The organism is Cloacibacterium sp. TD35, from assembly GCF_028864635.1.
Lineage (GTDB): Bacteria > Bacteroidota > Bacteroidia > Flavobacteriales > Weeksellaceae > Cloacibacterium.
On sequence record NZ_CP104850.1, the window covers coordinates 1,250,630 to 1,273,025 of the forward strand.

The following is a 22,396-nucleotide window of genomic DNA, read 5'->3' on the forward strand; positions in this document are numbered from 1 at the left end:
CCGAAAAATTGAGGCAAGGCTATGGAGAATTTTTTGAAAAAAGAACTTGTCATGTTCTATAATGTAGAAAACTTGTTTTCTCCAGACCCTAAACCAAAACATTTTTTAGATCCTACCATTTCTGGATTAAGGAATTGGGACGAAAGAAAGTATCAGAATAAACTTCGAAAAATAGCTAATGTTTTCAGGCTTATCGAAGAAAAAGAAGAGGTACTTCCGATGATTGTAGGTTTGTGTGAGGTGAATAATGAAGAAGTTTTGCAAGACTTAATTCAACAAGAACCCCTTCAAAATTATGATTTTGTTCATTATAATTCTTTAGATGAAAGAGGCGTAGATACAGCGCTTCTGTACGATAAGAGAAAAATAGAATTAGTAGATTCTGAAGCCATTTCTTTTATTTTCGAAGGAGTTAATCAAGAGCAAAATGAGTATTATGATACAACCAGAGATGTTCTTTTTTGTAAATTGAAATACAATAATGAATTGATTAATGTTTTTGTGGCGCATCTTCCTTCAAAAAGAGAAAAAGATGTAAACAAACCCAAAAGAGATTACATTCTTAATTCGATTAAAGAAAGAGTACTTACTTTGTTAGAAAAAGAAGAACCTATAATAATTTGTGGAGATTTTAATGATGACCCGATTGAAGAAAATTTAAACAATTTATTATATGACAATGGGGTTGATAAGATTTTAGTAAATCCATACGTAGAACTTTACAATAATAAGGTTTATTCTACGTTTCACTACAATCAAGGTCTGCTGTTTGATCAAATTCTTTTCTCTAAACATTTCTTTTTGCCTATATCATCTTTAGCATTTAAAAGTGCTGCGGTCTTTAATTCGGAGAAGCTAAGTGCTTGGGACAAAAAGTTTAAAGGAAGACCTTTTAGAACTTTTGCAGGAACCAGATATCTTGGTGGGTATAGTGATCATTATCCCGTTTATACAATTTTAGAAACAAAAGATAATTAAATTAAAAATGAAAAGCGTTACAGAAGTAGGTTACAAACTAGATGCAATAGATAAAAAGATTATCTATATGCTTATGGACAATGCCAAAACATCTTTGGCTCAAATTTCTAAAAACATTGGTATTTCTACCACTGCTGTACATCAGAGAATTAAAAAATTAGAAACCGCAGGAGTAATAGAAAATTCTGTATCTTTTCTTAACCCAAGAAAAATAGGTTACAAAGTAGTTTCTTACATTGGTGTTTATATGGATCAGCCCAGCCATTTTCAAGAACTGATTAAATCTCTGAACGATATTAATGAAATCGTAGAAGCACATTACACCACAGGAAACTGGACGGTTTTCCTTAAAGTGCTTTGTATTGATAATGATCATCTCATGCAAATTTTAAGTAAAATACAGAAGCTAAAAGGCGTTACTAGAACAGAAACTTTCATATCTTTGGAGCAAAGTATTAATAGACAATTAAAAGTGTAACATTATGAAAATCAACACTTATTTAGATTCTACTTATCTAAAAACTCCAGCTCAATCTGGTCTTACTGAAGAACAAACGCTAGAAATGGTAATTAATCTTGCCAAAGAAGCTATCGAAAATGACATTTTTGCAGTAATGATAAGACCTGATTATGTTAAAAAAATGAAGGAATTCCTTACAGAACAAAATTCTAAAGTAATAATCGGTACAGTAATCGGTTTCCACGAAGGAACTTACTCTAAAGAACATAAATTAGCTGAAGCGCAAAAAGCAATCGAAGATGGAGTAGATGAATTAGATTTTGTAATCAATTATGAAGCCTACAAAAATGGTGAAGTAGATGCAGTAAAATCAGAATTTGTAGACTGTACGAAACTTTGCTTAGATAATGGTAAAATTGCAAAATGGATTATAGAAATCGCTGCACTTACCGATGAGCAAATTGCAGATATTACCAAAAAAATATCTACTTGGGCAGGAGAAAATTTCAAGGCAGAAGAATTACATAAAATATTTGTAAAATCATCTACAGGTTTCTATCAAACAGAAGGAGGAAAGCCAAATGGGGCAACTGTAGAAGGAATTAAAATTATGCTAGAAAACGCAGGCTCACTTCCTGTAAAAGCTGCAGGTGGTGTAAGAACGCCAGAAGAAGCAGAATTCATGATTAACCTAGGCGTAAAAAGAATAGGAACATCTTCTGCAAAAGCTTTAATTAAAAACGAAGAAGTTTCTGGAGGATACTAATGATTTTTCGAAATTTCTCAAAATAAAAAAACCATCGAATTTCGATGGTTTTTCTTTTTTATGGTTAAAAAAATTATTGCTGTTTTACTACTTGCGTTACCTTTTGGGTATTATCTGACAAGGTGTATTTCATTAAATATTTGCCAGGTTTCAGTTTGTCTAATCTAATTTCGGCGGTGTTCATATTCACCATTGTTTCTGAAATTTGAGTCCCAATAATCGAATAAAAAGTTACAGATTTTACCTTTAGCAAAGGATTTTTAGCCTTTACAATAATAAAATCTCTAGCAGGATTAGGATAAGCTACTAAAGCTCCATCATCAGATTTTTGAGAATCAGAAAACGGCTCTCTTAATGTTTGTTGAGCTTTTGCTTCGCCCGAAAACATTAATAGACCTACCGAAAATAATATAAAATATAAAGTTCTTTTCATTTTACTTTAATTATTCTTATCTCAAAGAATAAACAAATTTATTTAAACGAATTGATATACACAATAGTTATAAATAACTAAATTTGCAGTATATAAAACAAACACTGTTCCAAAAATGATAATTTTTTCAAGAAATAGAAGATTAAGAACCAACGAGAGCATCAGAAGTTTAGTAAGAGAAACCGTTCTTACAACTCATGATTTTGTTATGCCAATGTTCGTAATGGAAGGCGAAAACGCACAAGAAGCCATTCCATCAATGCCAGGAATTTTCCGCAGAACCGTAGATTTAACAGTGAAAGAATGTAAAGAACTTTTTTCACTAGGAGTGAAAGCGGTTAATATTTACATGAAAGTTCCAGAACATTTAAAAGACAATCTAGGAACCGAAGCTTGGAATACACTTGGTTTGATGCAAAGAACCATCAGAGAAATTAAAAATGCCATTCCTGAAATGATTGTAATGCCAGATGTTGCATTAGATCCTTATTCAATCTATGGACATGACGGAATTATTACCAATGGGCAAGTAGATAATGATGCTACCAATGATGCTTTGGCAAGAATGTCTGTTTCTCATGCAGAAGCAGGTGCAGACGTTGTAGCGCCAAGTGATATGATGGATGGAAGAGTTGCTGCAATTCGTCAAGCTTTAGAAGAAACTGGGCATATTAATGTAGGAATTTTGAGCTACGCCGCAAAATATGCAAGTTCATTCTATGGACCTTTCAGAAGTGCATTAGATTCTGCTCCGAAAGATTTTCAGGAAATTCCAAAAGATAAAAAGACCTACCAAATGGATTTTCATAATTCTAGAGAAGCCTTAAATGAAGTTTACAAAGACATCGAAGAAGGCGCTGATATTATCATGATAAAGCCAGGTCTTCCGTATTTAGATATTGTAGCTAAGGTTCGTCAAGAAATAGATTTACCAATCGCCGTTTATAATGTGAGCGGAGAATATGCAATGCTGAAAGCGGCTGCTCAAAACGGTTGGTTAGATAATGACAAAGCCATAATAGAAAGCCTTACTTGTATTAAAAGAGCAGGTGCAGATATGATTTTCACCTATGCTGCCAAAGAAGCTGCTATTCTTTTAAATCAATAAAATTTTAAAAAAAAATATTCAAAAAATCGTTCCTAGAAATAAGGAACGATTTTTGTTTCTTGAGAGTTCTGAACACTTTACATTCAACAATTTTTATATCTTTGTCTCTATGATTTTACGTGGCGAAAATTTAATTAAAGAATACGGACCCAAAAAAGTAGTAAAAGGTGTTACCGTAGAAGTAAAAAAAGGAGAAATTGTAGGTTTACTCGGGCCAAATGGTGCGGGAAAAACCACTACTTTCTATATGATTGTGGGATTGGTAAAACCTACTTCTGGCAAAATTACGCTTGACGGAAAAGATATTACTAATGATGCCATGTATAAACGTGCGCAAAAAGGAATTGGTTATTTGGCTCAGGAAGCTTCTGTTTTTAGAAAACTGTCAGTAGAAGATAATATTTTAGGCGTTTTACAACTCACCAATAAATCTAAAGAAGAACAAATACGCAGAACCAATGAACTGATTGAAGAGTTTTCTCTAGAGCACGTTCGTAAAAACCGTGGAGACTTGCTTTCAGGAGGTGAAAGACGTAGAACCGAAATCGCGCGTTGTCTTGCTACAGACCCAGATTTTATTCTTTTAGATGAGCCTTTTGCAGGAGTAGACCCTATTGCGGTAGAAGATATTCAGAAAATTATCAGAAGTTTGGTGAAAAAAGACATAGGTGTTTTAATTACTGACCACAATGTTCAACAAACTTTGGCAATTACCAATAAAACCTACATCATGTTCGAAGGAAACATCTTGAAAGAAGGTTTACCAGAAGATTTAGCTAATGATCCACAAGTAAGACAAGCTTATTTGGGTGAGAATTTTAGATTTGAAAAATTCTAAACATCCATCATCTAACATCCAACATCCTGCTATTTTATGAAAATCTACACCAAAACTGGCGATAAAGGCGAAACCTCTTTGTACGGAGGAACCAGAGTTTCAAAAGCTGCTGCAAGAGTAGAGTCTTACGGAACTTTAGACGAACTTAATGCGTTCATTGGTTTGGCAAAAGCCGAAATTTCCGATGAAAAAGTATTGAATCAACTGCAGAAAATTCAGTTTGATTTATTTACCGTAGGTTCAGAAGCAGCTACGCCAACAGATAAACTGATTTTAGCCAATGGTAAAAATCGTTTAGATTTAATGATTTCCGAAGAAGAAATATTAGAATTAGAATATTGGATGGATGATTTAGATGCGTCTTTAGAACCTTTACAATTCTTTATTTTACCAAGCGGTGGAAAAGCTGCTGCATCTATTCACGTTTGTAGAACGGTCTGCAGAAGAGCAGAACGCGCTATGGTTCATCTCAATGAAACCGAAGAAGTAAGAGCAGAACTCATCAAATATCTCAATAGATTGTCTGATTATCTTTTTATTTTGGCAAGATATATCTCTAAAATTTCTGGAGAAAAAGAAGAATACTGGAATCCTTCAGAAAGAGCTAAGTAAAACGCTCTAAACAATTATAAAATCTGTGATAAAATCTGCACTTCTTTTCATCAACGGAACTCCACCTCATGAACTTCCTCATTTGGAAGGTTATGATGTGATTGCATGTAGTGATGGGGCTTTTCATTATTTAAAAGATAAAAATTTCCCTCTGGATAAACTAGATTTTATTTCAGGAGATTTTGATTCTCATGAAGGCAGTGATGAAAATATTTACCACGAAAAATTTATTCATACTCCAGACCAAGATTTTACAGATTTTCAAAAAGCTTTAGACATTCTCAAAAAAAATGGAGTAAAAAGAGTAGATGTTTACGGAGGAAGTGGTGGTGAACAAGACCATTTTCTCGGGAATCTTCATGTAGCTTTTCTCTTTAAAAATGAAATGGAAATCACTTTTTTTGACGAGTTTTCCAGATACTTTTTCATCTCTAAAAATTTTAAAATACACGATGTAGAAGGAAAGATGATTTCGCTTTTACCATTTCCTTTTGTAGAAAAAATTTCGACCAAAGGTCTTAACTGGGAGCTCTTTAACGAAGAATTGAGCTTAACCAGAAGAGTAGGAACCCGAAATTTTGCCCGAGAAAATACCGTAGAAATCACTTATGAAAACGGCGATGTATTGATTTTTATAGGAAACTAAATTTGTGAATTTTTAACTCAAAAAATCCAATCTTTTTTCGCATTTTTGTAGTCTTAAATTTTTGCAATAAATGAAGATAAAATATGCTGAACTTATTGACCAAACACTTTACTTTCCGCAAGAGGAATTTAAGTATGAGGATCAACAGTTGTACTTTCATGATATTCCTTTGATGGACTTGGTAGAAAAATTCGGAACCCCGCTTAAGTTCAGTTATTTACCCAAGATTTCGCAAAACATTCAGCGTGCAAAAACGTGGTTTAAAGATGCCATCAAAAAGAATGAATATAAAAATTCTTACAGATACTGTTACTGTACCAAATCTTCGCACTTTTCTTTCGTATTAGAAGAAGCGCTTAAGAATGATATTTCTATCGAAACGTCTTCTGCTTTTGACATGAATATTGTTAAAAACCTATTCGAAACAGGGAAAATTGACAAGACAATAGAAGTGGTTTGTAATGGTTTCAAAACCGATGATTATTTGGCTAAAATTTCAGATTTAATCAATAATGGTTTTGAAAATGTGATTCCTGTTTTAGATAATTACAGAGAATTAGATAAACTGACCGAAAGTATAGATACTACCTTTGACATTGGAATTAGAATTGCTTCGGAAGAAGAACCGAAATTCGAATTTTACACCAGCAGATTAGGAATTGGGTACAAAGATATTATCCCTTATTACAGCCAAAAAATTGCAGAACACCCGAATGCAAGGTTGAAAATGCTTCACTTTTTCATCAATACCGGAATTAAAGATACAGCGTACTATTGGAATGAACTTTTCAAATGTTTGAGAGTATATGCAAGATTGAAAAAAATTGCGCCAGAAGTAGATTCACTGAATATTGGTGGTGGTTTTCCAATTAAAAATTCTTTGCAATTTGATTATGATTATGAATACATGGCAAATGAAATCGTGTATCAAATCAAAAAATTCTGTGAAGAAGAAGGAGTAGAAGAACCAAACATTTACACTGAATTTGGTAGTTTTACTGTAGGTGAAAGTGCTGGAAATTTATACAAAATCATTTCTCAAAAACGCCAAAACGACAGAGAAAAATGGAACATGATAGACTCTTCTTTCATGACTACACTTCCAGATTCTTGGGCGATTTCTAAGCGTTTTATCATGTTTCCGCTGAATCGTTGGGAAGATTCTTATGAAAGAGTTTTCTTAGGCGGATTAACATGTGATTCAGATGATTATTACAATTCTGAGCAACATGCAAATGCGATTTATTTGCCAGTATTCAGCGATACCAAACCATTGTACATTGGTTTCTTTAACACAGGAGCTTATCAAGAAAGTATTGCTGGTTTTGGTGGTGTACACCACTGTTTATTGCCTCAGCCAAAACATATTCTCATCCAAAAAGCTAAAAACGGAAAATTACAATACGAGGTTTTCAGCGAAGAGCAAAAACCTGAAGATGTATTGCATCTTTTAGGATATAAATAATTGGTTAATAGAATTTTATATTATAATAAAAACATAAAAATTTAAAATTTCAATGAAAACATACGCAGGAATTCCTGAAGAAAATGCACAGTTAGAAACTTCAAAAGTAATGCTTGTTACGGTTCCTTATGACGGAACTTCTACTTGGGGAAAAGGTGCAGATAAAGGTCCAGAACTTTTCTTAGATGCTTCAGAAAACATGGAGCTTTATGATATAGAAACAGATACAGAACCTTATTTAGAGGGAGTTTGGCTGGCTGGTGAAGTTTCAGAAAATGCTTCGCCTGAAGCGATGACAGAAGCGGTTTACCAAAAAACCAAAGAAATGATGCAAAACGAAGGAAAGTTATTTACACTTTTCGGAGGTGAGCATTCTGTTTCTATCGGTTCAATTAGAGCATTTGGAGAAAAATATCCAGATTTAACAGTTCTTCAGTTAGATGCACATACCGATTTGAGACCAGAGTTTCACGGTTCTACTTCTAACCATGCTTGTGCGGTTTTTGAAGCTTCTCAAAAATTAAATCTAGTACAAGTAGGAATTCGTTCTTGTGATGCAGAAGAAATGCAATACGTTCCAAAAGGACAGTGTTTCTGGGCGCATGAAATTGCTAAAAATCCGAATTGGATAGATGATGTTTTAGAAAAAGTTTCTGCTAATGTGTATATTACTATTGATTTAGATGCTTTTGATCCGTCATTTGCACCAAGTACAGGAACACCAGAACCAGGAGGTTTAGAATGGTACCCTACATTAGAATTATTGAAAAAAGTGTTCGAAAAGTGTAATGTAGTAGCTTTTGATATTGTAGAATTAATGGATTCTCCTTACGTGAAACCTACTGCGTTTTTAGCAGCTAAGTTGTATTACAAAATGTTGGCTTACTATCATTTAAACCAAAAATAAAAAATTGATTTATTCAAAATAAATTTAAAAAGCATCAGAATTCTGGTGCTTTTTTATTTAGCTCTGATTTGAAATTTCAAAAATTTAATAAAACTTTATAAAAATTGTATAAAGTAGACCTAGTTTTTATCTTTACATTTGGAAACAATAATCATTAAAACCTTCTCATTATGAAAAAAACGATTAAAATCACTGCTTTAGCTTTCGTGGTTTCTTTTGCCGCTATCTCATGTCAAAAATCTGTTTCAGATGCAGAACTGACTACGCAATCTACTACAGCTATTTCTGCGTATCCTGAAACTTCTGTTGAGGTAAAAGATGGAGTGGCGCATTTAAGCGGAACTTTTGCTTCTCAAGGTGATAAAGATGCTGCCATTGCTGCGATTAAAAAGATTAAAGGAGTAAGAGATGTGATGGATATGGCAAGTGTAGAAGCTGCAGATCCTGTAATGGAGACGATTACAGCGATAGACCAAGATACACAAAATAAAGTAGCAGATGCTATTAAGGATTTCCCATCGGTAAAAATGGATGTAGAAAATGGCGAACTTACTTTAACTGGAGAAGTTACAGCAGAACAGGCTAAAAAGATTAAAATGTCTGTAGATGCATTGAAGGTAGGAAAGGTAAATTATGATTATAGCATTAAAGACTAAACGCCATGTCATCTTTATGTTTATGGAAACCTATATAAAGTTTAATTTTACGAAAATCAGTAAAATATGAAAAAAAGGTTACGCTTTTCCAGATATTTAAAAGCTTAATTCAAGTCTCAAAAATATATTTACAGTCCCGAATTTTTCGGGATTTTTTTATTTTTTTAATTGAATTCTTAAAATTTTGGCGGAGTATGATAAAAACTTATATTTGTATTCTATAGAAAATCAATATATGAAAGGACAAAACAAACTCTTCTTTGCAATTATCATTGCTCTTGTTTTAGGGGTAATTATTGGTGGGGTAGTTCACACTCAGTTTCCAGAAAATACAGAATCTTTTTCTAAAAATATAAAACTTCTCGGAACCATCTTTATCAGATTGGTACAGATGATTATCGCACCATTGGTTTTCACTACATTAGTTGTGGGAATTGCGAAAATGGGAGATACTGCAATGATTGGTAGAGTAGGAGGTAAAGCGATGCTTTGGTTTATTACAGCTTCTTTGGTTTCGCTTATGTTAGGTTTAGTTTTGGTAAACTGGTTAGAGCCTGGTCATGTTACCAAATTACCAATTCAAGATGCAACGTCTGCTAAAGAAATCTTGGATAATTCCAAAGGATTTTCTCTGGAAGATTTTGTGAAACACGTAGTCCCAAAAAGCGTTTTCGAAGCTTTTGCTACCAATGAGGTTCTACAAATTGTATTGTTTTCTATCATGTTTGGGATTGCCCTTTCTCATTTGGGTGATGAATATTCTAAACCTGTTATCAAGTTTTTAGATATTTGCGCACATGCTATTCTGAAAATGGTAGGTTATATCATGTGGTTTGCTCCACTGGGTGTTTTAGGAGCTATTGCAGCAGTTGTGGCAACCAATGGTTTCGAAATTTTCAAAGTTTATGCGATTTATCTTCGAGATTTCTTCTTTGCACTTGGGGTTTTATGGTTGATTTTATGTATTGTAGGATATTTTATCTTAGGAAATAGATTATTCGAATTACTAAGAAGAATAAAAGAGCCTTTACTTATCGCCTTTTCTACCACCAGTTCAGAAGCGGTTTTCCCGAAATTGGTAACAGAATTAGAGCGCTTTGGATGTAATAACAGAATTGTATCATTCATTTTACCACTAGGATATTCTTTCAATTTAGATGGAAGCATGATGTATATGACTTTCGCATCTATTTTCATTGCTCAGATTTATGGAATCGACATGACGGTTGGTCAACAAATCACCATGCTTTTGGTGTTAATGCTCACTTCAAAAGGAATTGCAGGAGTTCCAAGAGCGAGTTTGGTGATTATTGTAGCGACTTGTTCTATGTTCGGAATTCCGCCAGAAGGAATTGCACTCATTTTACCGATAGACCATTTCTGTGATATGGGAAGAAGTATGACCAATGTTTTAGGAAACGCACTCGCTACTTCAGCCGTTTCTAAATGGGAAGGACAACTGGATAACCACGGTGGTGAATTATAAATTTTTATAATGACAAAAATTAAAAACTTCGGAACTATCTGAAGTTTTTTTTATTGTAAATCAATTCTATCAATTACCATTATTGTTATTTTTATTCATTCCAAATTAATTATTTTTATGTAAATTTGTATCTCAAAAAATTTCAAAAAATTATGTTGACGAAAACTAGAGTTCAGGAGTTTCTGAAAGAAATAGAAGTTGATGATTTAGTACAAAACTTCCAAGTAATGGGTGATGATGTGTACATTGATATGATTGCACATTCCCCAGCAATGCACGAAAAGAAGAAGCTAGAAGCAGCTATGAAGCAGGCTTTTGCTACGGAATTTGGTGACCAAGTAGTGCTGAAACTTAAAATTACTTCGCCTGAGCCCTCGCAAGTTCAACAGAATCAAATCAAAGGAAAAGAAATCCCAGGAATTCAAAATATTATCTCCATTGCTTCTGGTAAAGGTGGCGTAGGAAAATCTACAGTTACTGCAAACTTAGCTGTGACTTTACAAAAAATGGGATTCTCTGTAGGCGTTCTTGATGCAGATATTTACGGACCATCTGTTCCTACTATGTTTGATACCGAAGCAGAAAAACCAATTTCTGTAGAAGTAGATGGTAAAAATATGATGAAACCTATCGAAAATTACGGCGTTAAAATGCTTTCGATTGGTTATTTCTCTGGAGCTAATCAAGCAGTAGTGTGGAGAGGACCTATGGCAAGTAAAGCTTTGAATCAAATGCTTCGTGATGCAGCTTGGGGAAATCTAGATTTCTTATTAATAGACCTTCCTCCAGGAACAGGAGATATTCACCTTTCGATTATTCAAGAAGTTCCTGTAACGGGTGCTGTAATCGTTTCTACACCACAACATGTAGCTTTAGCAGACGTGAAAAAAGGAATCGCTATGTTTACGATGGAAAGCATTAATATTCCAGTTTTAGGTTTAATTGAAAATATGGCGTATTTTACACCTGAAGAATTGCCAGAAAATAAATATTACATTTTTGGAAAACAAGGAGCTCAATTCATGGCAGAAGATTTAGGAATTCCTGTTTTAGGTGAAATTCCTTTAATTCAAAGCATCAGAGAAGCGGGAGATGTTGGTAGACCAGTAGCATTGCAAGAAGGTTCTAAAATTGCAGAAATCTATAAAGAAACTGCACAAAAAATGATAGAAAGCTTAGTGGAAAGAAATAAAAATCTACCACCAACTGAAGCGGTGAAAATTACAACAATGGCAGGTTGTTCGCCTAAGAAATAATTAGGGCAATTACAATTTTTGAATACAAATTTTGAATAAATTATGAATAAAGATAAACTCACTCACGAAGAAATAGTAACCAAAGTAATGGAAGCTTTGGAAAGTATTCGTCCGTTTCTAAATAATGATGGTGGTGATATAGAATTGGTAGATGTTATTGATAATAGAGTAATGGTAAAATTGCAAGGAAACTGTTCTGGTTGCCCTATGAGTTTTTCTACCATGAAACTAGGTGTAGAAAATACCATCAAACAATTTGTGCCAAGCATCAAAGAAGTGGTGAGTGTAGACTAATCTTTTTTGCGAAAAAATAAATGAAGGCTGCAATTTTGCAGCCTTTTGTGTTTTTATGTTTCAATTTATTTTTTGCCTAACCCGAGTTCTTTAATTGCCATTTCGCGCATTTCTACTTTTCTTACTTTTCCCGAAATCGTCATTGGGAATTCTTGTACGAATTTCCAGTATTTGGGAACTTTATAATGGGCAATTTGTCCTTTGCAGAAGTTGACAAGCTCTTCTTCGGTTAAAGAAAATCCTTCTCTTACTTTAATCCAAGCCATTACTTCCTCTCCGAATTTTTCACTCGGAATGCCAATAACTTGAGCATCTAAAACATTAGGATATTGATATAAAAAATCTTCAATTTCTTTAGGAGAAATGTTTTCCCCTCCTCTGATAATCAAGTCTTTAATTCTTCCAGAAATATGAATGTAACCTTCTTCGTCCATCATGGCTAAATCGCCAGTATGCATCCATCTTGCGCTGTCTAAAACTTGATTGGTTGCTTCTGGATTATCCCAATATTTTAACATTACAGAGTAACCTCTGGTACAGAGTTCTCCATTTTCGCCTCTGTTCACGATTTTACCGGTTTCTGGATTGATGATTTTAATTTCTAAATGGTCATGAATGGTTCCTACTGAGTGAATTTGTTTTTCAAAAGGAGTTCCAATTTTAGTCTGAGTAGAAACCGGCGAAGTTTCCGTCATTCCGTAGCAAATGGTCACTTCTTTCATGTTCATTTGGTTTTCTACTCTTTTCATTACTTCTGGCGGACAAACTGCTCCTGCCATAACCCCCGTTCTAAGGCTCGAAAGATCATAATTTTTTAAATCCAGTTCATGCAAAGTAGCGATAAACATCGTAGGAACGCCATAAAGGGACGTACATTTTTCTTTTTCTACCACTTCTAAAGTTATTTTTGGATCAAAACTATCATTAGGAATAACCATGGTAGAACCGTGAGCGGTACAACATAAATTTCCGATGACCATTCCGAAGCAATGATAAAAAGGAACAGGAATACAAACTCTATCTTTTTCGGTATAATGAAGTCTGATGCCAATGAAATACCCATTATTCAAAATATTATGATGAGATAAAGTAACTCCTTTTGGGAAACCTGTAGTTCCAGAAGTATATTGAATATTTACAGGGTCGTCAAACTGAATTTGGTTTTCATAATTTTGAAGTTCTTCATCAGAAATGTGAGCCGCTCCTTTTAGAAAATCATCCCAGTTTTCATCAAAAAAGACTTCATCTAGTAGCGTAGAGGTAAATTCTCGAGCATCGTCTACCATTTTTTTATAATTGCTGGTTTTGAAACTCAAGGAAGCAAAAATATATTTGATTTGAGATTGATTCAATACAAAAATTAGTTCACTGGTTCTGTAAGCAGGATTAATGTTAACCAAAATCACTCCAATTCTGGCAGTTGCATATTGCAGTAAAACCCATTCATAACGATTGGGAGACCAAATTCCAACTCTATCACCTGGTTTTGCGCCTAGATGTAAAATTGCTTTGGCAACTTGCGAAGTTTGCTCATAAAATTCTTCGTAAGTAGCTCTGTAATTTTGGTGTGAACATATCAGAGCATCATTTTTAGGAAATCTTTCTACTGTTTTCTTTAAATTTTCGCCAATAGTTTCTCCTAAAAGTGGAATAGAAGAATCGCCGTGAACATAGGATAATTGAGTATTCATTCTTTATATTTTTTGTAAGAAAAAAAACCTTTCTTTGCAGAAAGGTAGAATAAAGGTATAAAGAATTTGTAATAAATGGGTTATATGTATATTAATTTAGCAAGATTATGAAGATTTCTTTTTCACTTTATCATAAATGCTGTGAATTAATCCATCTGCAACAGAAATTTTTGGAACGAAAATCTGTGAAATTTCTGCCCAACCTAATACTTTATTGAAAATTTCTAGTGCCGGAACAATTACATCTGCTCTGTCTTCTCTCAAATTATGTTTCAGCATTCTTTCTTCTACGGTAAGTTCTTTTAAATCTTTATAAAAAGTTTTGAGCATATTCGCGGACATTGGTTTTCCGTCTTTGGTTTTGCTCATACTGAAAATTTTATTGATGTTTCCGCCAGAACCAATTGCAACCATAGGTTTTTTGCTCACGACTTTTGTTTTGATTTCGGTTTTCATTTCTTCCCAATTTTCTTTGGTGACCAAATTATTGAGTAATCTAATCGTACCAATATTGAAAGAATGTTCATATTTCATTTTCCCATTTTCGTAGTATGTTAATTCTGTAGAACCACCACCTACGTCTATATACAAATATCCAAAATTTTTATCAAGACCTTCTGCTACGTGATTTTCGTAGATAAGAGTAGCTTCTTCGTCTCCAGAAATAATTTCTATTTCTATGCCAGATTCTTTTTTGACCAAATCTCTGATTTCTTTACCGTTTTTGGCATCACGCATGGCACTTGTAGCACAAGCTCGGTAATATTCTACACCATAAATTTCCATCAATTGAGAGAAAACTTTCATAGATTTAATGACCATTTCCTTTCTTTCTTTGCCAATTTCGCCAGTAGTAAAAACATCTATTCCCAATCTGAAAGGAATTCTTAGAAGATTCAGTTTTACGAATTCTGGCTTTCCTTTTTTAGATTCTTTTACTTCATTAATGAGCAACCTCGCTGCATTACTCCCGATGTCTATTGCTGCAATTTTCATGTTTTATAATTCTTTTGGGGTGTGGAAGAATAAGAAATTTTTCTCTGCATTTTTAAAATCTTTCCAACTGTTAGCAGAAATTTTAAAAGCAACTACAGAGCAAGTTGGCATATGTTCTATATTTTCATTAGTTAGAGAATTGGCAAAATATGTAATCCCATTATTATGAGAAAAAATGGCAATGTGTTCTAAAGAATCGCTTAAATTTTCTATTACTTCTAGAAATTCTGTAGGCGAAGCATTGTATAATTCTTCTGTTTTTTGAATGTTTTTATTTTCATACACTTCAGCAAAATATCTACAAGTAGTCAATGCTCTTTTTGCAGGACTGGTTACAAATGCGTCTATGGTTGTAGGAATTTCTTTGAGAAATTTCGCCATTTTAGGTGCATCTTTGTGTCCGCGCTCATTTAGTGATCGGTCAAAATCATCTGTGTTCGTTGGCCAATCACTTTTGGCATGTCTTACTAAAAGAAGTGTTTTCATAGAGTAGAAAAGTTTCTGAGTTTAAAATTAGCAAAAATTTGAATTTCTACAAGCTGAAAAATTTTAGTAAATTTGCAAACTATGAGTCAAGTAGTTGCCATTGATTACGGAAAAGCGCGTTGCGGAATTGCAGCTACAGATGATATGCAGTTGATTGCTAGTGCATTAACTACTGTAGAAACCAAAAATATATTTTCTTTTTTAGAAAAATATTTTTCAGAAAATAAAGTTGAAACGCTGGTGATAGGTTTACCTACTGATTTGAAAGGAAATTTATCAGAAATAGAGACGGATATTTTAATATTTATAGAAAAAGTGAAAGAACTTTTTCCTGAAGTAGAAATTCATCGATTTGATGAACGTTTTACCTCAAAAATGGCTTCGTTTTTTATCTCTCAAAGTGGGAAAAATAAAAAGCAGAGACAAGAAAAAGCGCTCATCGATAAAGTGAGTGCCACGATAATTTTACAGAATTTTTTAGAACAAAAACAAAGATGATTTTACCAATCAGAGCATACGGAGACACGGTTTTAAGAAAAAAAGCCCATGATATTACGCCAGATTATCCTGAGCTTAAAGAACTTATAGACAATATGTTCGAAACCATGAACGCAGCACATGGAATAGGTCTTGCTGCGCCTCAAATAGGCTTAGATATTCGTCTTTTCATCGTAGATGTAACTCCATTAGCTGATGATGAAGACTATGAAGATATTGCAGATGAATTGCAAGATTTCAAAAAAGTATTCATTAACGCTAGAATTTTAGAAGAAAGCGGTAATGAATGGAAATTTAATGAAGGTTGTCTTTCGATTCCTGATGTAAGAGAAGATGTAAGCAGAAAAGAAACCATTTTGATAGAATATTTTGACGAAAATTTCGTTAAACATACCGAAACTTTTTCAGACATTAGAGCCAGAGTAATTCAGCATGAGTATGACCACATCGAAGGTGTACTTTTTACGGATAAACTCAGTCCATTAAAGAAAAAAATAATCAAAGGGAAATTAACTAAAATTACTTCAGGAGATATTCATGTAGGATATAAAATGAGATTTCCGAAGTAACAAATATCTCAAGTTCGAGACTTATAGAATCACCAAAAAATCTTGAACAAAACTATTTTGAACTTAAAAAAATAAAAATAAAATGCAGTTAGAAAAAATAATTTCGATTTCTGGGAAACCAGGTTTGTTTACCCTAGTAACGCAATTAAGATCAGGTTTTATTGTAGAAGATATTTCTACAGGAAAAAAAGCAAGTATTTCTAATACTTCACAAGTAAGTTTATTAGACAATATTGCCATTTATACTTTTGACCAAGAAGTTCCACTTTTTCAAGTAATGAAAAATATTGCTGAAAAATATGATTATAAAGAAGCTATTAATCACAAATCTTCTGATAATGAACTAAAAGCATTTATGTCTTCAGTTTTACCAAACTATGACGTAGATAGAGTTTATGGTTCAGATATTAAGAAATTAGTACAATGGTATAACTTATTACAAAAAGCAGGATTTATTACTCCAGAAGCTTTTGTAAAAGCAGAAGAACCAGCGGTAGAAGAAGCTGAGGTAGTAGAAGAAAAGCCAGCAGAAAAGAAAGCAGCAGCTAAAAAAGCGGCTCCAAAAACAGAAAAACCAGCTGCCCCAAAAGCGAAAGCATCTTCATCTGCTAAAACTACCGTAAAATCTACTCAAAGAAAACAAGGATAATCTTACTTTTTGCTTTTAGCAATAAGTAATTTGCATAGCTTTGTCAAAGTTCCGAACTTTGACAAAGTTTTTTTTATCACATAATCTCATCCACACATCATCATGAATTCCAAAGAACAAAAACTAGACGCCTTCTCTAAATTACTCGATATCATGGACGATTTGCGAGAAAAATGTCCATGGGATAGAAAGCAAGATTTACAATCTTTGAGACATTTGACGCTAGAAGAAGTCTATGAACTTTCTGATGCTTTACTCGAAGAAAATCTTACAGAAATTAAGAAAGAATTGGGTGATGTTTTATTGCATTTGGTTTTTTATGCTAAAATTGGTTCAGAAAAGAAGAGTTTTGATATTGCAGATGTGATTAATTCACTTAACGAGAAACTCATTTTCCGTCATCCTCACATTTATGGAAATGTAGAAGTGAAAGACGAAGAAGAAGTGAAGCAAAATTGGGAAAAACTGAAGTTGAAAGAAGGAAACAAGTCTATTTTAGCAGGAGTTCCGAAAAGTTTGCCACCGATTATTAAAGCATATCGAATTCAGGAAAAAGTAAAAGGAATCGGTTTTGAATTTGCTTCTGTCGAAGATGCTTGGAAAAAAGTAGATGAAGAACTCGCCGAATTTCATGCCGAAACCAATCCAGAAAAAAAGGAACAAGAATTAGGAGATGTTTTCTTTTCGCTGATTAATTACGCCAGACTTTCTGGGCTTAATGCAGACTCTGCTCTGGAACGCACCAATATTAAGTTTATCAAACGTTTCCAAACGCTAGAAAAATTGGCTTTAGAAAAAAATCTTAACCTTGCAGAAATGTCTTTAGAAGAAATGGATATTCTTTGGGAAGAAGCCAAGAAAACGGTTTAATTATTTCGCATAAGATTCTACGCTGGTAATCAAATACCAAATGAGAATCAAGGTGAAAACAATCAAAATAATGGTTGAAAGCCCGATTAAAAAAGAATTGTTTTTAAATGAATCTTCATTAATCTGTTTTTCAGTTTTTTTATAACGGAAGTATCCAAAAATGGAAATAATAAGCCCAAAAACAACTAATAAGATTCCTATCTCTGCTGAATAACTTTTGTTATGAATGATGTTTGGGTTCCCGAATATCAGTGAAAATTGTTTCAAAAAAAGAGAGAATTTTACCACTACAAAACCAAACGCCATCACTCCAATTCCCGTTCTTAACCATGCTAAAAAAGTTCTTTCGTTAGCAAGATGGTCATTAAGGTTTTTAGGTTTATCGGGTTGCATAACCAATTTTTCTTGACAATTTAAGTATTATTTTTTGATTGAAAATAAATTGGCAGAATATTTCTTCTGCCAATTCTACATTTTTTATTTCAAAATCTCCACTTCAATCACTGAGTTGTTAAATATTTTTTGGAAAGCTTTAGTATAATCAGATTTTTCTGCTTTGTAAGGATTTTCTATAAATTTCTGAGGATTTACAGCAAATAGAGGATAAGCTGTACTCTGCACTTGAATTTGGATTTTGTGTCCTTTTTTGAAAGTGTGCAATACATCTTGAAGGTTAAAAACCACTTCTGTTTCTTGATTAGGAACTAATGCTTCTGGTTTTTCAAAAGAATTTCTAAATCTCGCAGGCATGATTTCGCTTCTTACCATTTGGTGATAATTTCCGTAGATTACGCCCGGTTTTTCTTTCATTCCTTTTTCGTCTGCAGGATAAATATCAATCAGTTTTACGAAAAAGTCTGCATCTGTTCCTGTAGTCGCTATTTTTAATTTTACTTTAATTTCTCCAGCCAAAGTAAGGTCTTCTGCAAGGATTTCTGTGGTGAAAGAAGCTACATCTGGTCTATTTTCTGCAAATCTTTGGTCTTCACTCATGTAATTTCTAGGTGTAAAACCATTGAAGTCTTTCAAATTAGTACTGCTCGGAACAGGTTTGTTTGGATCAGAATAATATTCTGTGAAAGATACATTAGTAGGTGATTCTATACTAAACTGTCCGTTTTCTCTTAAATAAAAAGCAGTTTTTTGAGCATTTTTCGGTGGCCATTCTGCAAATTGTTTCCATTCCTTTTTACCAGTATCAAACATATAGGCTTCAGGAAGGTCAATTGCAGATTTGGTGTTCTTTAAATGATGATTAAAGAACGGAGTTTCTATATTTTTTTGATAAAAAGTAGCAATGCTATCCCCGAAATATACTTCATTATGAAAATGTTTTCCCATTTCATAAGACCATCCACCATGAGAAAAAGGCCCCATTACAATAGAGTTTTTAGCTTTAGGATTGTTATTTTCAATGGTTTTGTAAATGTGAAGCGGACCTCTCAAATCTTCTGCGTCAAACCAACCGCCAACTGTCATTACGGCGTGTTTTATGTTTTTGAGATGAGGTAAAAGGTCTCTTTTTTTCCAAAAATCATCATAATTAGGATGGTCTACAATTTCATTGATGAAAAAATTATCTCTTCCATAATATTTGTCAATGCCTTCTTTTAACGTTCCCATTTCATTGAAGAAAAGTGAACCATCTTCAGATTTTGCACTTAATTTTTTGCTTTGTTCTGTATACCAAGCAGAATTCTCTGGCTTAGTTTTTTGTACTCCAAATACAGGGAAAGTTCTAAAATATCCCATCATAAAAGCTCCATTGTGATGAAAATCGTCAAACCAGAAATCAGAAATAGGAGCTTGAGGAGAAGAAGCTTTCAGAGCAGGATGATTTGCTAAAGTGCCTACTGCAGCATAAAAACCAGGATAAGAAGTTCCGTATTGACCTACATTTCCGTTATTATTTTCAATATTTTTGATGAGCCAATCAATCGTGTCATAAGTATCGGTACTTTCGTCTACATCTTTTTTTGTTTTATGGTCTACTTGAGGCGTCATATTGGTAAATGTACCTTCGCTCATGTATCTTCCGCGAACGTCTTGATAAACGAAAATATATTTATCGTTTTGCAAAAATTTATTCGGACCAAGGCTTCTTTTGTATTGATCTTCACCATAAGGCGCTACAGAATAGCATGTTCTCTGCATTAAAAAGGGATATTTGTTTTTAGCAGAAATATCTTTCGGAATGTAGATAGAGGTGAATAATTTTACACCATCTCTCATGGTGATGTATACTTCTTTTTTGGTGTAATTGTCTTTTACAAAAGTGTTTTGAGCAGAAAGCCAAACAATGCAAAAAATTGCTAAAAGCGCAAGTATTTTCTTCATAAGTCAAATAAATTTTAACAAAAATAATAATTAATCGTTATTATGATTACTAAAACTGAATTTTATTTTAAAAAGATGAATTCTTTAACCCTAAAAAATTAAAAATAGTAAGAAAATCTAGACGTTTTTTCAAATTAAGAAGTCTTTCTGTAATTCCAAACAGCCCAAGAGTTAAAGAAAACAGCCATTCCTAAAATGGAGACAAACTGAGGAATTAAATCTTTGAAACCAGAATTTTTGAGCATAATTAATCGAATGACTTCTATTAAATATGTAAGCGGATTAAGAAGCGTCAATTTTTGAGACCATTCTGGCATGCTTTCAATTGGCGTATATAAACCGCTCATCATTATAAAAATCATCATGAAGAAAAATATGGTAAACATTGCCTGTTGCTGCGTTTCACTATAGGTGGAAATCAATAAACCAAATCCTAAAATGGCTAAAAGATAAACTCCTACAAAGAAATAAAGTAGTGGTAAACTCCCATAAATTTCTATCCCATAGACAAATCTGGAAACCAAAAGTCCCATGGTAAAAGCTACATTTGCCAAAATCCAAAAGGGAATAAGTTTCCCGAGGATGAAAGTAGATTTTTTGATGGGTGAAACATTAATTTGTTCAATTGTGCCAATTTCTTTCTCAGAGACAATGTTTAGCGCAGAAAGCATTCCGCCAACTAGAGTCACAAGAAATGCCAAAATACCAGGAACCAGAGCCAATCTGTAGTTGTAAAATCTATTGAACCAAAGGGTAGCATTTACTTCTAGACCTGCATTTTTTTGAAATTCTAACAATTGTGGTGAGAGTTTTGTTTGGATATTTTGGTTGTAGTCTTGTAGAATTTGTGCTAGATAGCTTCCTCCCAATCCTGCTTTAGTGCCGTTTATTGCATTAATAGCAACTAATACTTTTTGTTGATTTTCCCTCACCAGGTTTTGTTCAAATTTTGGTGGAATTTCTAGAATAATATCTGATTTTTCACTTTCAATGGTTTCAAAAGCCTTTTGGTAGTCTTCACCATAATACTGCAATTTGAAATAGTTACTTGCGGTAATTTTTTGAATTAATTCCCTTGAAAAACTAGAGTGGTCATGGTCTACCACAGATAGATTGATGTTTTTTATCTCATAACTTGCAGCTAAAGGCAAGATGATGAGCTGCATCATGGGTGCAACGAAAATAATTGCCAATATAGATTTGTTCCGAAAGATTTGTCGGAATTCTTTACGAAGTAAGAAGAGTAGCTGTTTCATAGTTTTCCAATTTTGCTATGCATGTGAATCATCATTCTAACCTTATTTTAAATTTTTTCACAGCAATCGTGAAAAGAACCATCATCATTCCGATTAAAATCAAAAGAGATTTCCAGATTACGGCGAGTCCTGTTCCTTTGATCATAATATTTTTAATCATTATATAATACCATTTTGCAGGTATAATATTAGACATCACTTGTAATGGAATGGGCATATTTTCTATAGGAAACATAAATCCGCTTAGCATGAGTGTAGGAAGCATAGTCCCCATCATCGAAAAGAGCATAGCTTGTTGTTGAGTTTTTGAAAAGATAGAAATTAAAATCCCGATAAGTAAATTGGTGATGATGAAAATAGTGCTCACAAAAAATAGCAAAATAATGCTTCCTTTTATGGGTAAATCCAGTAAAAAATAACTTAAAAGTAGAATCACTCCAAGAATTCCCATCGCTAAAATAAAGTAAGGAATTGCCTTAGAAATAATAATAAATTGGGGTTTGATAGGCGAAACCAATAGAATTTCCATAGTTCCTGTTTCTTTTTCTTTTACGATGGCAATTGCGGTCATCATCACGCAAACAATCAATAAAACGAGTGCTATAACTCCGGGAACGAAATTAGGTGCTCCTTTCAGTTGAGGATTATAAAGCATTTTTATTTCTGGAGAAACAGAAAACGTTTGCATTGTTTCTTTTTGTTGATTTTGATAGAAATCGAGTACAATATTTTGAAAATAATTCGCGATTTGATTTCCAAGGTTTACATCTGTCCCGTCAATTAAAATCTGCAATTTTGCTTTTTTTTCTTGGGTTAAATTTTCTGAGAAATCAGAAGGAATGACGAGGAGTAGCTTTGTTTTTCCGTCTTTAAAAGCGTTTTCAAAGTCTTTGTTAAAAGTCAGATTTTTTTCAATATCAAAATATTGATTTTCATGAATTTTAGAAACCAATTGTGCTGAGATGATGCTTTTATCTTGGTCAAAAATAGCAACTTTGGTGTTTTTAATCTCCGTAGAAAGTGCAAACCCAAATAGTAAAACTTGTACAATAGGCAAAGCAAAAAGCATGAGCAAAACACGTCTGTCTCGCAAAACGTGATAAAATTCTTTTCGGATAAAAGGGAATAACTGTTTCATT

Annotated in this window: 25 protein-coding genes; 17 read left to right on the forward strand and 8 right to left on the reverse strand. The window is 33.3% G+C overall.

What is annotated here, in order from left to right; all coding sequences use genetic code 11:
* The first annotated feature begins 21 nt into the window (after positions 1 to 21).
* Genes N7277_RS05770 through deoC form a run of 3 tightly spaced genes read left to right on the forward strand, consistent with a single transcriptional unit; the run spans position 22 to position 2,204 of the window.
* Positions 22 to 978 (forward strand): endonuclease/exonuclease/phosphatase family protein, encoded by a 957-nt coding sequence (locus N7277_RS05770; protein ID WP_274780730.1) that lies wholly within the window; start codon positions 22 to 24, stop codon positions 976 to 978.
* A 7-nt stretch (positions 979 to 985) separates the two neighbouring features.
* Positions 986 to 1,456 carry an Lrp/AsnC family transcriptional regulator gene (locus N7277_RS05775; protein WP_274780731.1) on the forward strand — a complete coding sequence of 157 codons (471 nt, stop codon included), beginning with the start codon at positions 986 to 988 and terminating at the stop codon, positions 1,454 to 1,456.
* Positions 1,457 to 1,460: 4 nt separating this feature from the next.
* Positions 1,461 to 2,204: a deoxyribose-phosphate aldolase gene (gene deoC / locus N7277_RS05780; RefSeq protein WP_274780732.1), complete on the forward strand. Its 744-nt coding sequence runs from the start codon at positions 1,461 to 1,463 to the stop codon at positions 2,202 to 2,204.
* Positions 2,205 to 2,277: 73 nt separating this feature from the next.
* On the opposite strand, the gene N7277_RS05785 is transcribed toward deoC, so the two are convergent.
* On the reverse strand, positions 2,278 to 2,637 hold the full coding sequence (locus N7277_RS05785) for a T9SS type A sorting domain-containing protein (RefSeq protein ID WP_274780733.1): 360 nt from the start codon (positions 2,635 to 2,637) through the stop codon (positions 2,278 to 2,280).
* 115 nt (positions 2,638 to 2,752) lie between these two features.
* Here N7277_RS05785 and hemB point away from each other — a divergent pair, with 115 nt between their 5' ends.
* From hemB to N7277_RS05835, 10 genes are all read left to right on the forward strand, one after another.
* A complete protein-coding gene (hemB, locus tag N7277_RS05790; protein WP_274780734.1) occupies positions 2,753 to 3,745 on the forward strand; it encodes a porphobilinogen synthase in 993 nt (330 codons plus the stop codon).
* Positions 3,746 to 3,854: 109 nt separating this feature from the next.
* The gene (gene lptB, locus N7277_RS05795; protein WP_274780735.1) at positions 3,855 to 4,583 is read left to right on the forward strand and encodes an LPS export ABC transporter ATP-binding protein; all 729 of its coding nucleotides are present in this window, start codon (positions 3,855 to 3,857) and stop codon (positions 4,581 to 4,583) included.
* 36 nt (positions 4,584 to 4,619) lie between these two features.
* Entirely contained in the window at positions 4,620 to 5,195 is a 576-nt protein-coding gene (locus N7277_RS05800) for a cob(I)yrinic acid a,c-diamide adenosyltransferase (RefSeq protein ID WP_274780736.1), read from the forward strand.
* A gap of 25 nt (positions 5,196 to 5,220) precedes the next feature.
* Positions 5,221 to 5,841, forward strand: a complete 621-nt coding sequence (locus N7277_RS05805) for a thiamine diphosphokinase (protein ID WP_274780737.1) — start codon at positions 5,221 to 5,223, stop codon at positions 5,839 to 5,841.
* Positions 5,842 to 5,911: 70 nt separating this feature from the next.
* The gene (locus N7277_RS05810) at positions 5,912 to 7,306 is read left to right on the forward strand and encodes an arginine decarboxylase (RefSeq protein ID WP_104794341.1); all 1,395 of its coding nucleotides are present in this window, start codon (positions 5,912 to 5,914) and stop codon (positions 7,304 to 7,306) included.
* A gap of 52 nt (positions 7,307 to 7,358) precedes the next feature.
* The gene (gene speB / locus N7277_RS05815; protein ID WP_274780738.1) at positions 7,359 to 8,213 is read left to right on the forward strand and encodes an agmatinase; all 855 of its coding nucleotides are present in this window, start codon (positions 7,359 to 7,361) and stop codon (positions 8,211 to 8,213) included.
* A gap of 170 nt (positions 8,214 to 8,383) precedes the next feature.
* Positions 8,384 to 8,869 (forward strand): BON domain-containing protein, encoded by a 486-nt coding sequence (locus tag N7277_RS05820; protein WP_274780739.1) that lies wholly within the window; start codon positions 8,384 to 8,386, stop codon positions 8,867 to 8,869.
* Positions 8,870 to 9,104: 235 nt separating this feature from the next.
* A complete protein-coding gene (locus N7277_RS05825; protein ID WP_274780740.1) occupies positions 9,105 to 10,355 on the forward strand; it encodes a dicarboxylate/amino acid:cation symporter in 1,251 nt (416 codons plus the stop codon).
* A 152-nt stretch (positions 10,356 to 10,507) separates the two neighbouring features.
* Positions 10,508 to 11,611 (forward strand): Mrp/NBP35 family ATP-binding protein, encoded by a 1,104-nt coding sequence (locus N7277_RS05830; protein ID WP_274780741.1) that lies wholly within the window; start codon positions 10,508 to 10,510, stop codon positions 11,609 to 11,611.
* Positions 11,612 to 11,653: 42 nt separating this feature from the next.
* A complete protein-coding gene (locus tag N7277_RS05835) occupies positions 11,654 to 11,905 on the forward strand; it encodes a NifU family protein (protein WP_069797210.1) in 252 nt (83 codons plus the stop codon).
* Positions 11,906 to 11,970: 65 nt separating this feature from the next.
* Here N7277_RS05835 and N7277_RS05840 read toward each other — a convergent pair whose 3' ends face one another.
* The 3 genes from N7277_RS05840 to N7277_RS05850 form a co-directional block, all read right to left on the reverse strand.
* A complete protein-coding gene (locus N7277_RS05840) occupies positions 11,971 to 13,596 on the reverse strand; it encodes an AMP-binding protein (protein ID WP_274780742.1) in 1,626 nt (541 codons plus the stop codon).
* 105 nt (positions 13,597 to 13,701) lie between these two features.
* Entirely contained in the window at positions 13,702 to 14,592 is an 891-nt protein-coding gene (locus N7277_RS05845; RefSeq protein ID WP_274780743.1) for a Ppx/GppA phosphatase family protein, read from the reverse strand.
* A gap of 3 nt (positions 14,593 to 14,595) precedes the next feature.
* Positions 14,596 to 15,078, reverse strand: a complete 483-nt coding sequence (locus N7277_RS05850; protein WP_274780744.1) for a SixA phosphatase family protein — start codon at positions 15,076 to 15,078, stop codon at positions 14,596 to 14,598.
* An 81-nt stretch (positions 15,079 to 15,159) separates the two neighbouring features.
* Here N7277_RS05850 and ruvX point away from each other — a divergent pair, with 81 nt between their 5' ends.
* The 4 genes from ruvX to mazG all read left to right on the forward strand — a co-directional run bounded on the left by ruvX (position 15,160) and on the right by mazG (position 17,664).
* A complete protein-coding gene (ruvX, locus tag N7277_RS05855) occupies positions 15,160 to 15,576 on the forward strand; it encodes a Holliday junction resolvase RuvX (protein ID WP_274780745.1) in 417 nt (138 codons plus the stop codon).
* The gene (def, locus tag N7277_RS05860; RefSeq protein ID WP_274780746.1) at positions 15,573 to 16,145 is read left to right on the forward strand and encodes a peptide deformylase; all 573 of its coding nucleotides are present in this window, start codon (positions 15,573 to 15,575) and stop codon (positions 16,143 to 16,145) included. The genes ruvX and def overlap by 4 nt, the downstream gene beginning before the upstream one ends.
* Positions 16,146 to 16,227: 82 nt before the next feature.
* Positions 16,228 to 16,794 (forward strand): DUF5606 family protein, encoded by a 567-nt coding sequence (locus N7277_RS05865; RefSeq protein ID WP_274780747.1) that lies wholly within the window; start codon positions 16,228 to 16,230, stop codon positions 16,792 to 16,794.
* Between the two features lie 102 nt (positions 16,795 to 16,896).
* Complete coding sequence (gene mazG / locus N7277_RS05870) at positions 16,897 to 17,664, forward strand: nucleoside triphosphate pyrophosphohydrolase (protein ID WP_274780748.1); 768 nt, start codon at positions 16,897 to 16,899, stop codon at positions 17,662 to 17,664.
* On the opposite strand, the gene N7277_RS05875 is transcribed toward mazG, so the two are convergent.
* The 4 genes from N7277_RS05875 to N7277_RS05890 form a co-directional block, all read right to left on the reverse strand.
* Positions 17,665 to 18,057 (reverse strand): YidH family protein, encoded by a 393-nt coding sequence (locus N7277_RS05875; protein WP_274780749.1) that lies wholly within the window; start codon positions 18,055 to 18,057, stop codon positions 17,665 to 17,667.
* A gap of 84 nt (positions 18,058 to 18,141) precedes the next feature.
* Positions 18,142 to 20,001, reverse strand: a complete 1,860-nt coding sequence (locus N7277_RS05880; RefSeq protein WP_274780750.1) for a CocE/NonD family hydrolase — start codon at positions 19,999 to 20,001, stop codon at positions 18,142 to 18,144.
* Positions 20,002 to 20,135: 134 nt separating this feature from the next.
* Entirely contained in the window at positions 20,136 to 21,257 is a 1,122-nt protein-coding gene (locus N7277_RS05885; protein ID WP_274780751.1) for an ABC transporter permease, read from the reverse strand.
* 31 nt (positions 21,258 to 21,288) lie between these two features.
* Positions 21,289 to 22,395, reverse strand: coding sequence for an ABC transporter permease (locus N7277_RS05890; RefSeq protein ID WP_274780752.1), 1,107 nt, complete (start codon positions 22,393 to 22,395; stop codon positions 21,289 to 21,291).
* Between the last annotated feature and the right edge of the window lies 1 nt (position 22,396).

What these genes read in the sequence shown, in the direction of transcription:
- N7277_RS05770 (WP_274780730.1), top strand. Translation starts at nt 22, where the DNA reads ATGGAGAATTTTTTGAAAAAAGAACTTGTCATGTTCTATAATGTAGAA.
- N7277_RS05775 (WP_274780731.1), top strand. Translation starts at nt 986, where the DNA reads ATGAAAAGCGTTACAGAAGTAGGTTACAAACTAGATGCAATAGATAAA.
- deoC (WP_274780732.1), top strand. Translation starts at nt 1,461, where the DNA reads ATGAAAATCAACACTTATTTAGATTCTACTTATCTAAAAACTCCAGCT.
- N7277_RS05785 (WP_274780733.1), bottom strand. Translation starts at nt 2,637, where the DNA reads ATGAAAAGAACTTTATATTTTATATTATTTTCGGTAGGTCTATTAATG.
- hemB (WP_274780734.1), top strand. Translation starts at nt 2,753, where the DNA reads ATGATAATTTTTTCAAGAAATAGAAGATTAAGAACCAACGAGAGCATC.
- lptB (WP_274780735.1), top strand. Translation starts at nt 3,855, where the DNA reads ATGATTTTACGTGGCGAAAATTTAATTAAAGAATACGGACCCAAAAAA.
- N7277_RS05800 (WP_274780736.1), top strand. Translation starts at nt 4,620, where the DNA reads ATGAAAATCTACACCAAAACTGGCGATAAAGGCGAAACCTCTTTGTAC.
- N7277_RS05810 (WP_104794341.1), top strand. Translation starts at nt 5,912, where the DNA reads ATGAAGATAAAATATGCTGAACTTATTGACCAAACACTTTACTTTCCG.
- speB (WP_274780738.1), top strand. Translation starts at nt 7,359, where the DNA reads ATGAAAACATACGCAGGAATTCCTGAAGAAAATGCACAGTTAGAAACT.
- N7277_RS05820 (WP_274780739.1), top strand. Translation starts at nt 8,384, where the DNA reads ATGAAAAAAACGATTAAAATCACTGCTTTAGCTTTCGTGGTTTCTTTT.
- N7277_RS05825 (WP_274780740.1), top strand. Translation starts at nt 9,105, where the DNA reads ATGAAAGGACAAAACAAACTCTTCTTTGCAATTATCATTGCTCTTGTT.
- N7277_RS05830 (WP_274780741.1), top strand. Translation starts at nt 10,508, where the DNA reads ATGTTGACGAAAACTAGAGTTCAGGAGTTTCTGAAAGAAATAGAAGTT.
- N7277_RS05835 (WP_069797210.1), top strand. Translation starts at nt 11,654, where the DNA reads ATGAATAAAGATAAACTCACTCACGAAGAAATAGTAACCAAAGTAATG.
- N7277_RS05840 (WP_274780742.1), bottom strand. Translation starts at nt 13,596, where the DNA reads ATGAATACTCAATTATCCTATGTTCACGGCGATTCTTCTATTCCACTT.
- N7277_RS05845 (WP_274780743.1), bottom strand. Translation starts at nt 14,592, where the DNA reads ATGAAAATTGCAGCAATAGACATCGGGAGTAATGCAGCGAGGTTGCTC.
- N7277_RS05850 (WP_274780744.1), bottom strand. Translation starts at nt 15,078, where the DNA reads ATGAAAACACTTCTTTTAGTAAGACATGCCAAAAGTGATTGGCCAACG.
- ruvX (WP_274780745.1), top strand. Translation starts at nt 15,160, where the DNA reads ATGAGTCAAGTAGTTGCCATTGATTACGGAAAAGCGCGTTGCGGAATT.
- def (WP_274780746.1), top strand. Translation starts at nt 15,573, where the DNA reads ATGATTTTACCAATCAGAGCATACGGAGACACGGTTTTAAGAAAAAAA.
- N7277_RS05865 (WP_274780747.1), top strand. Translation starts at nt 16,228, where the DNA reads ATGCAGTTAGAAAAAATAATTTCGATTTCTGGGAAACCAGGTTTGTTT.
- mazG (WP_274780748.1), top strand. Translation starts at nt 16,897, where the DNA reads ATGAATTCCAAAGAACAAAAACTAGACGCCTTCTCTAAATTACTCGAT.
- N7277_RS05875 (WP_274780749.1), bottom strand. Translation starts at nt 18,057, where the DNA reads ATGCAACCCGATAAACCTAAAAACCTTAATGACCATCTTGCTAACGAA.
- N7277_RS05880 (WP_274780750.1), bottom strand. Translation starts at nt 20,001, where the DNA reads ATGAAGAAAATACTTGCGCTTTTAGCAATTTTTTGCATTGTTTGGCTT.
- N7277_RS05885 (WP_274780751.1), bottom strand. Translation starts at nt 21,257, where the DNA reads ATGAAACAGCTACTCTTCTTACTTCGTAAAGAATTCCGACAAATCTTT.
- N7277_RS05890 (WP_274780752.1), bottom strand. Translation starts at nt 22,395, where the DNA reads ATGAAACAGTTATTCCCTTTTATCCGAAAAGAATTTTATCACGTTTTG.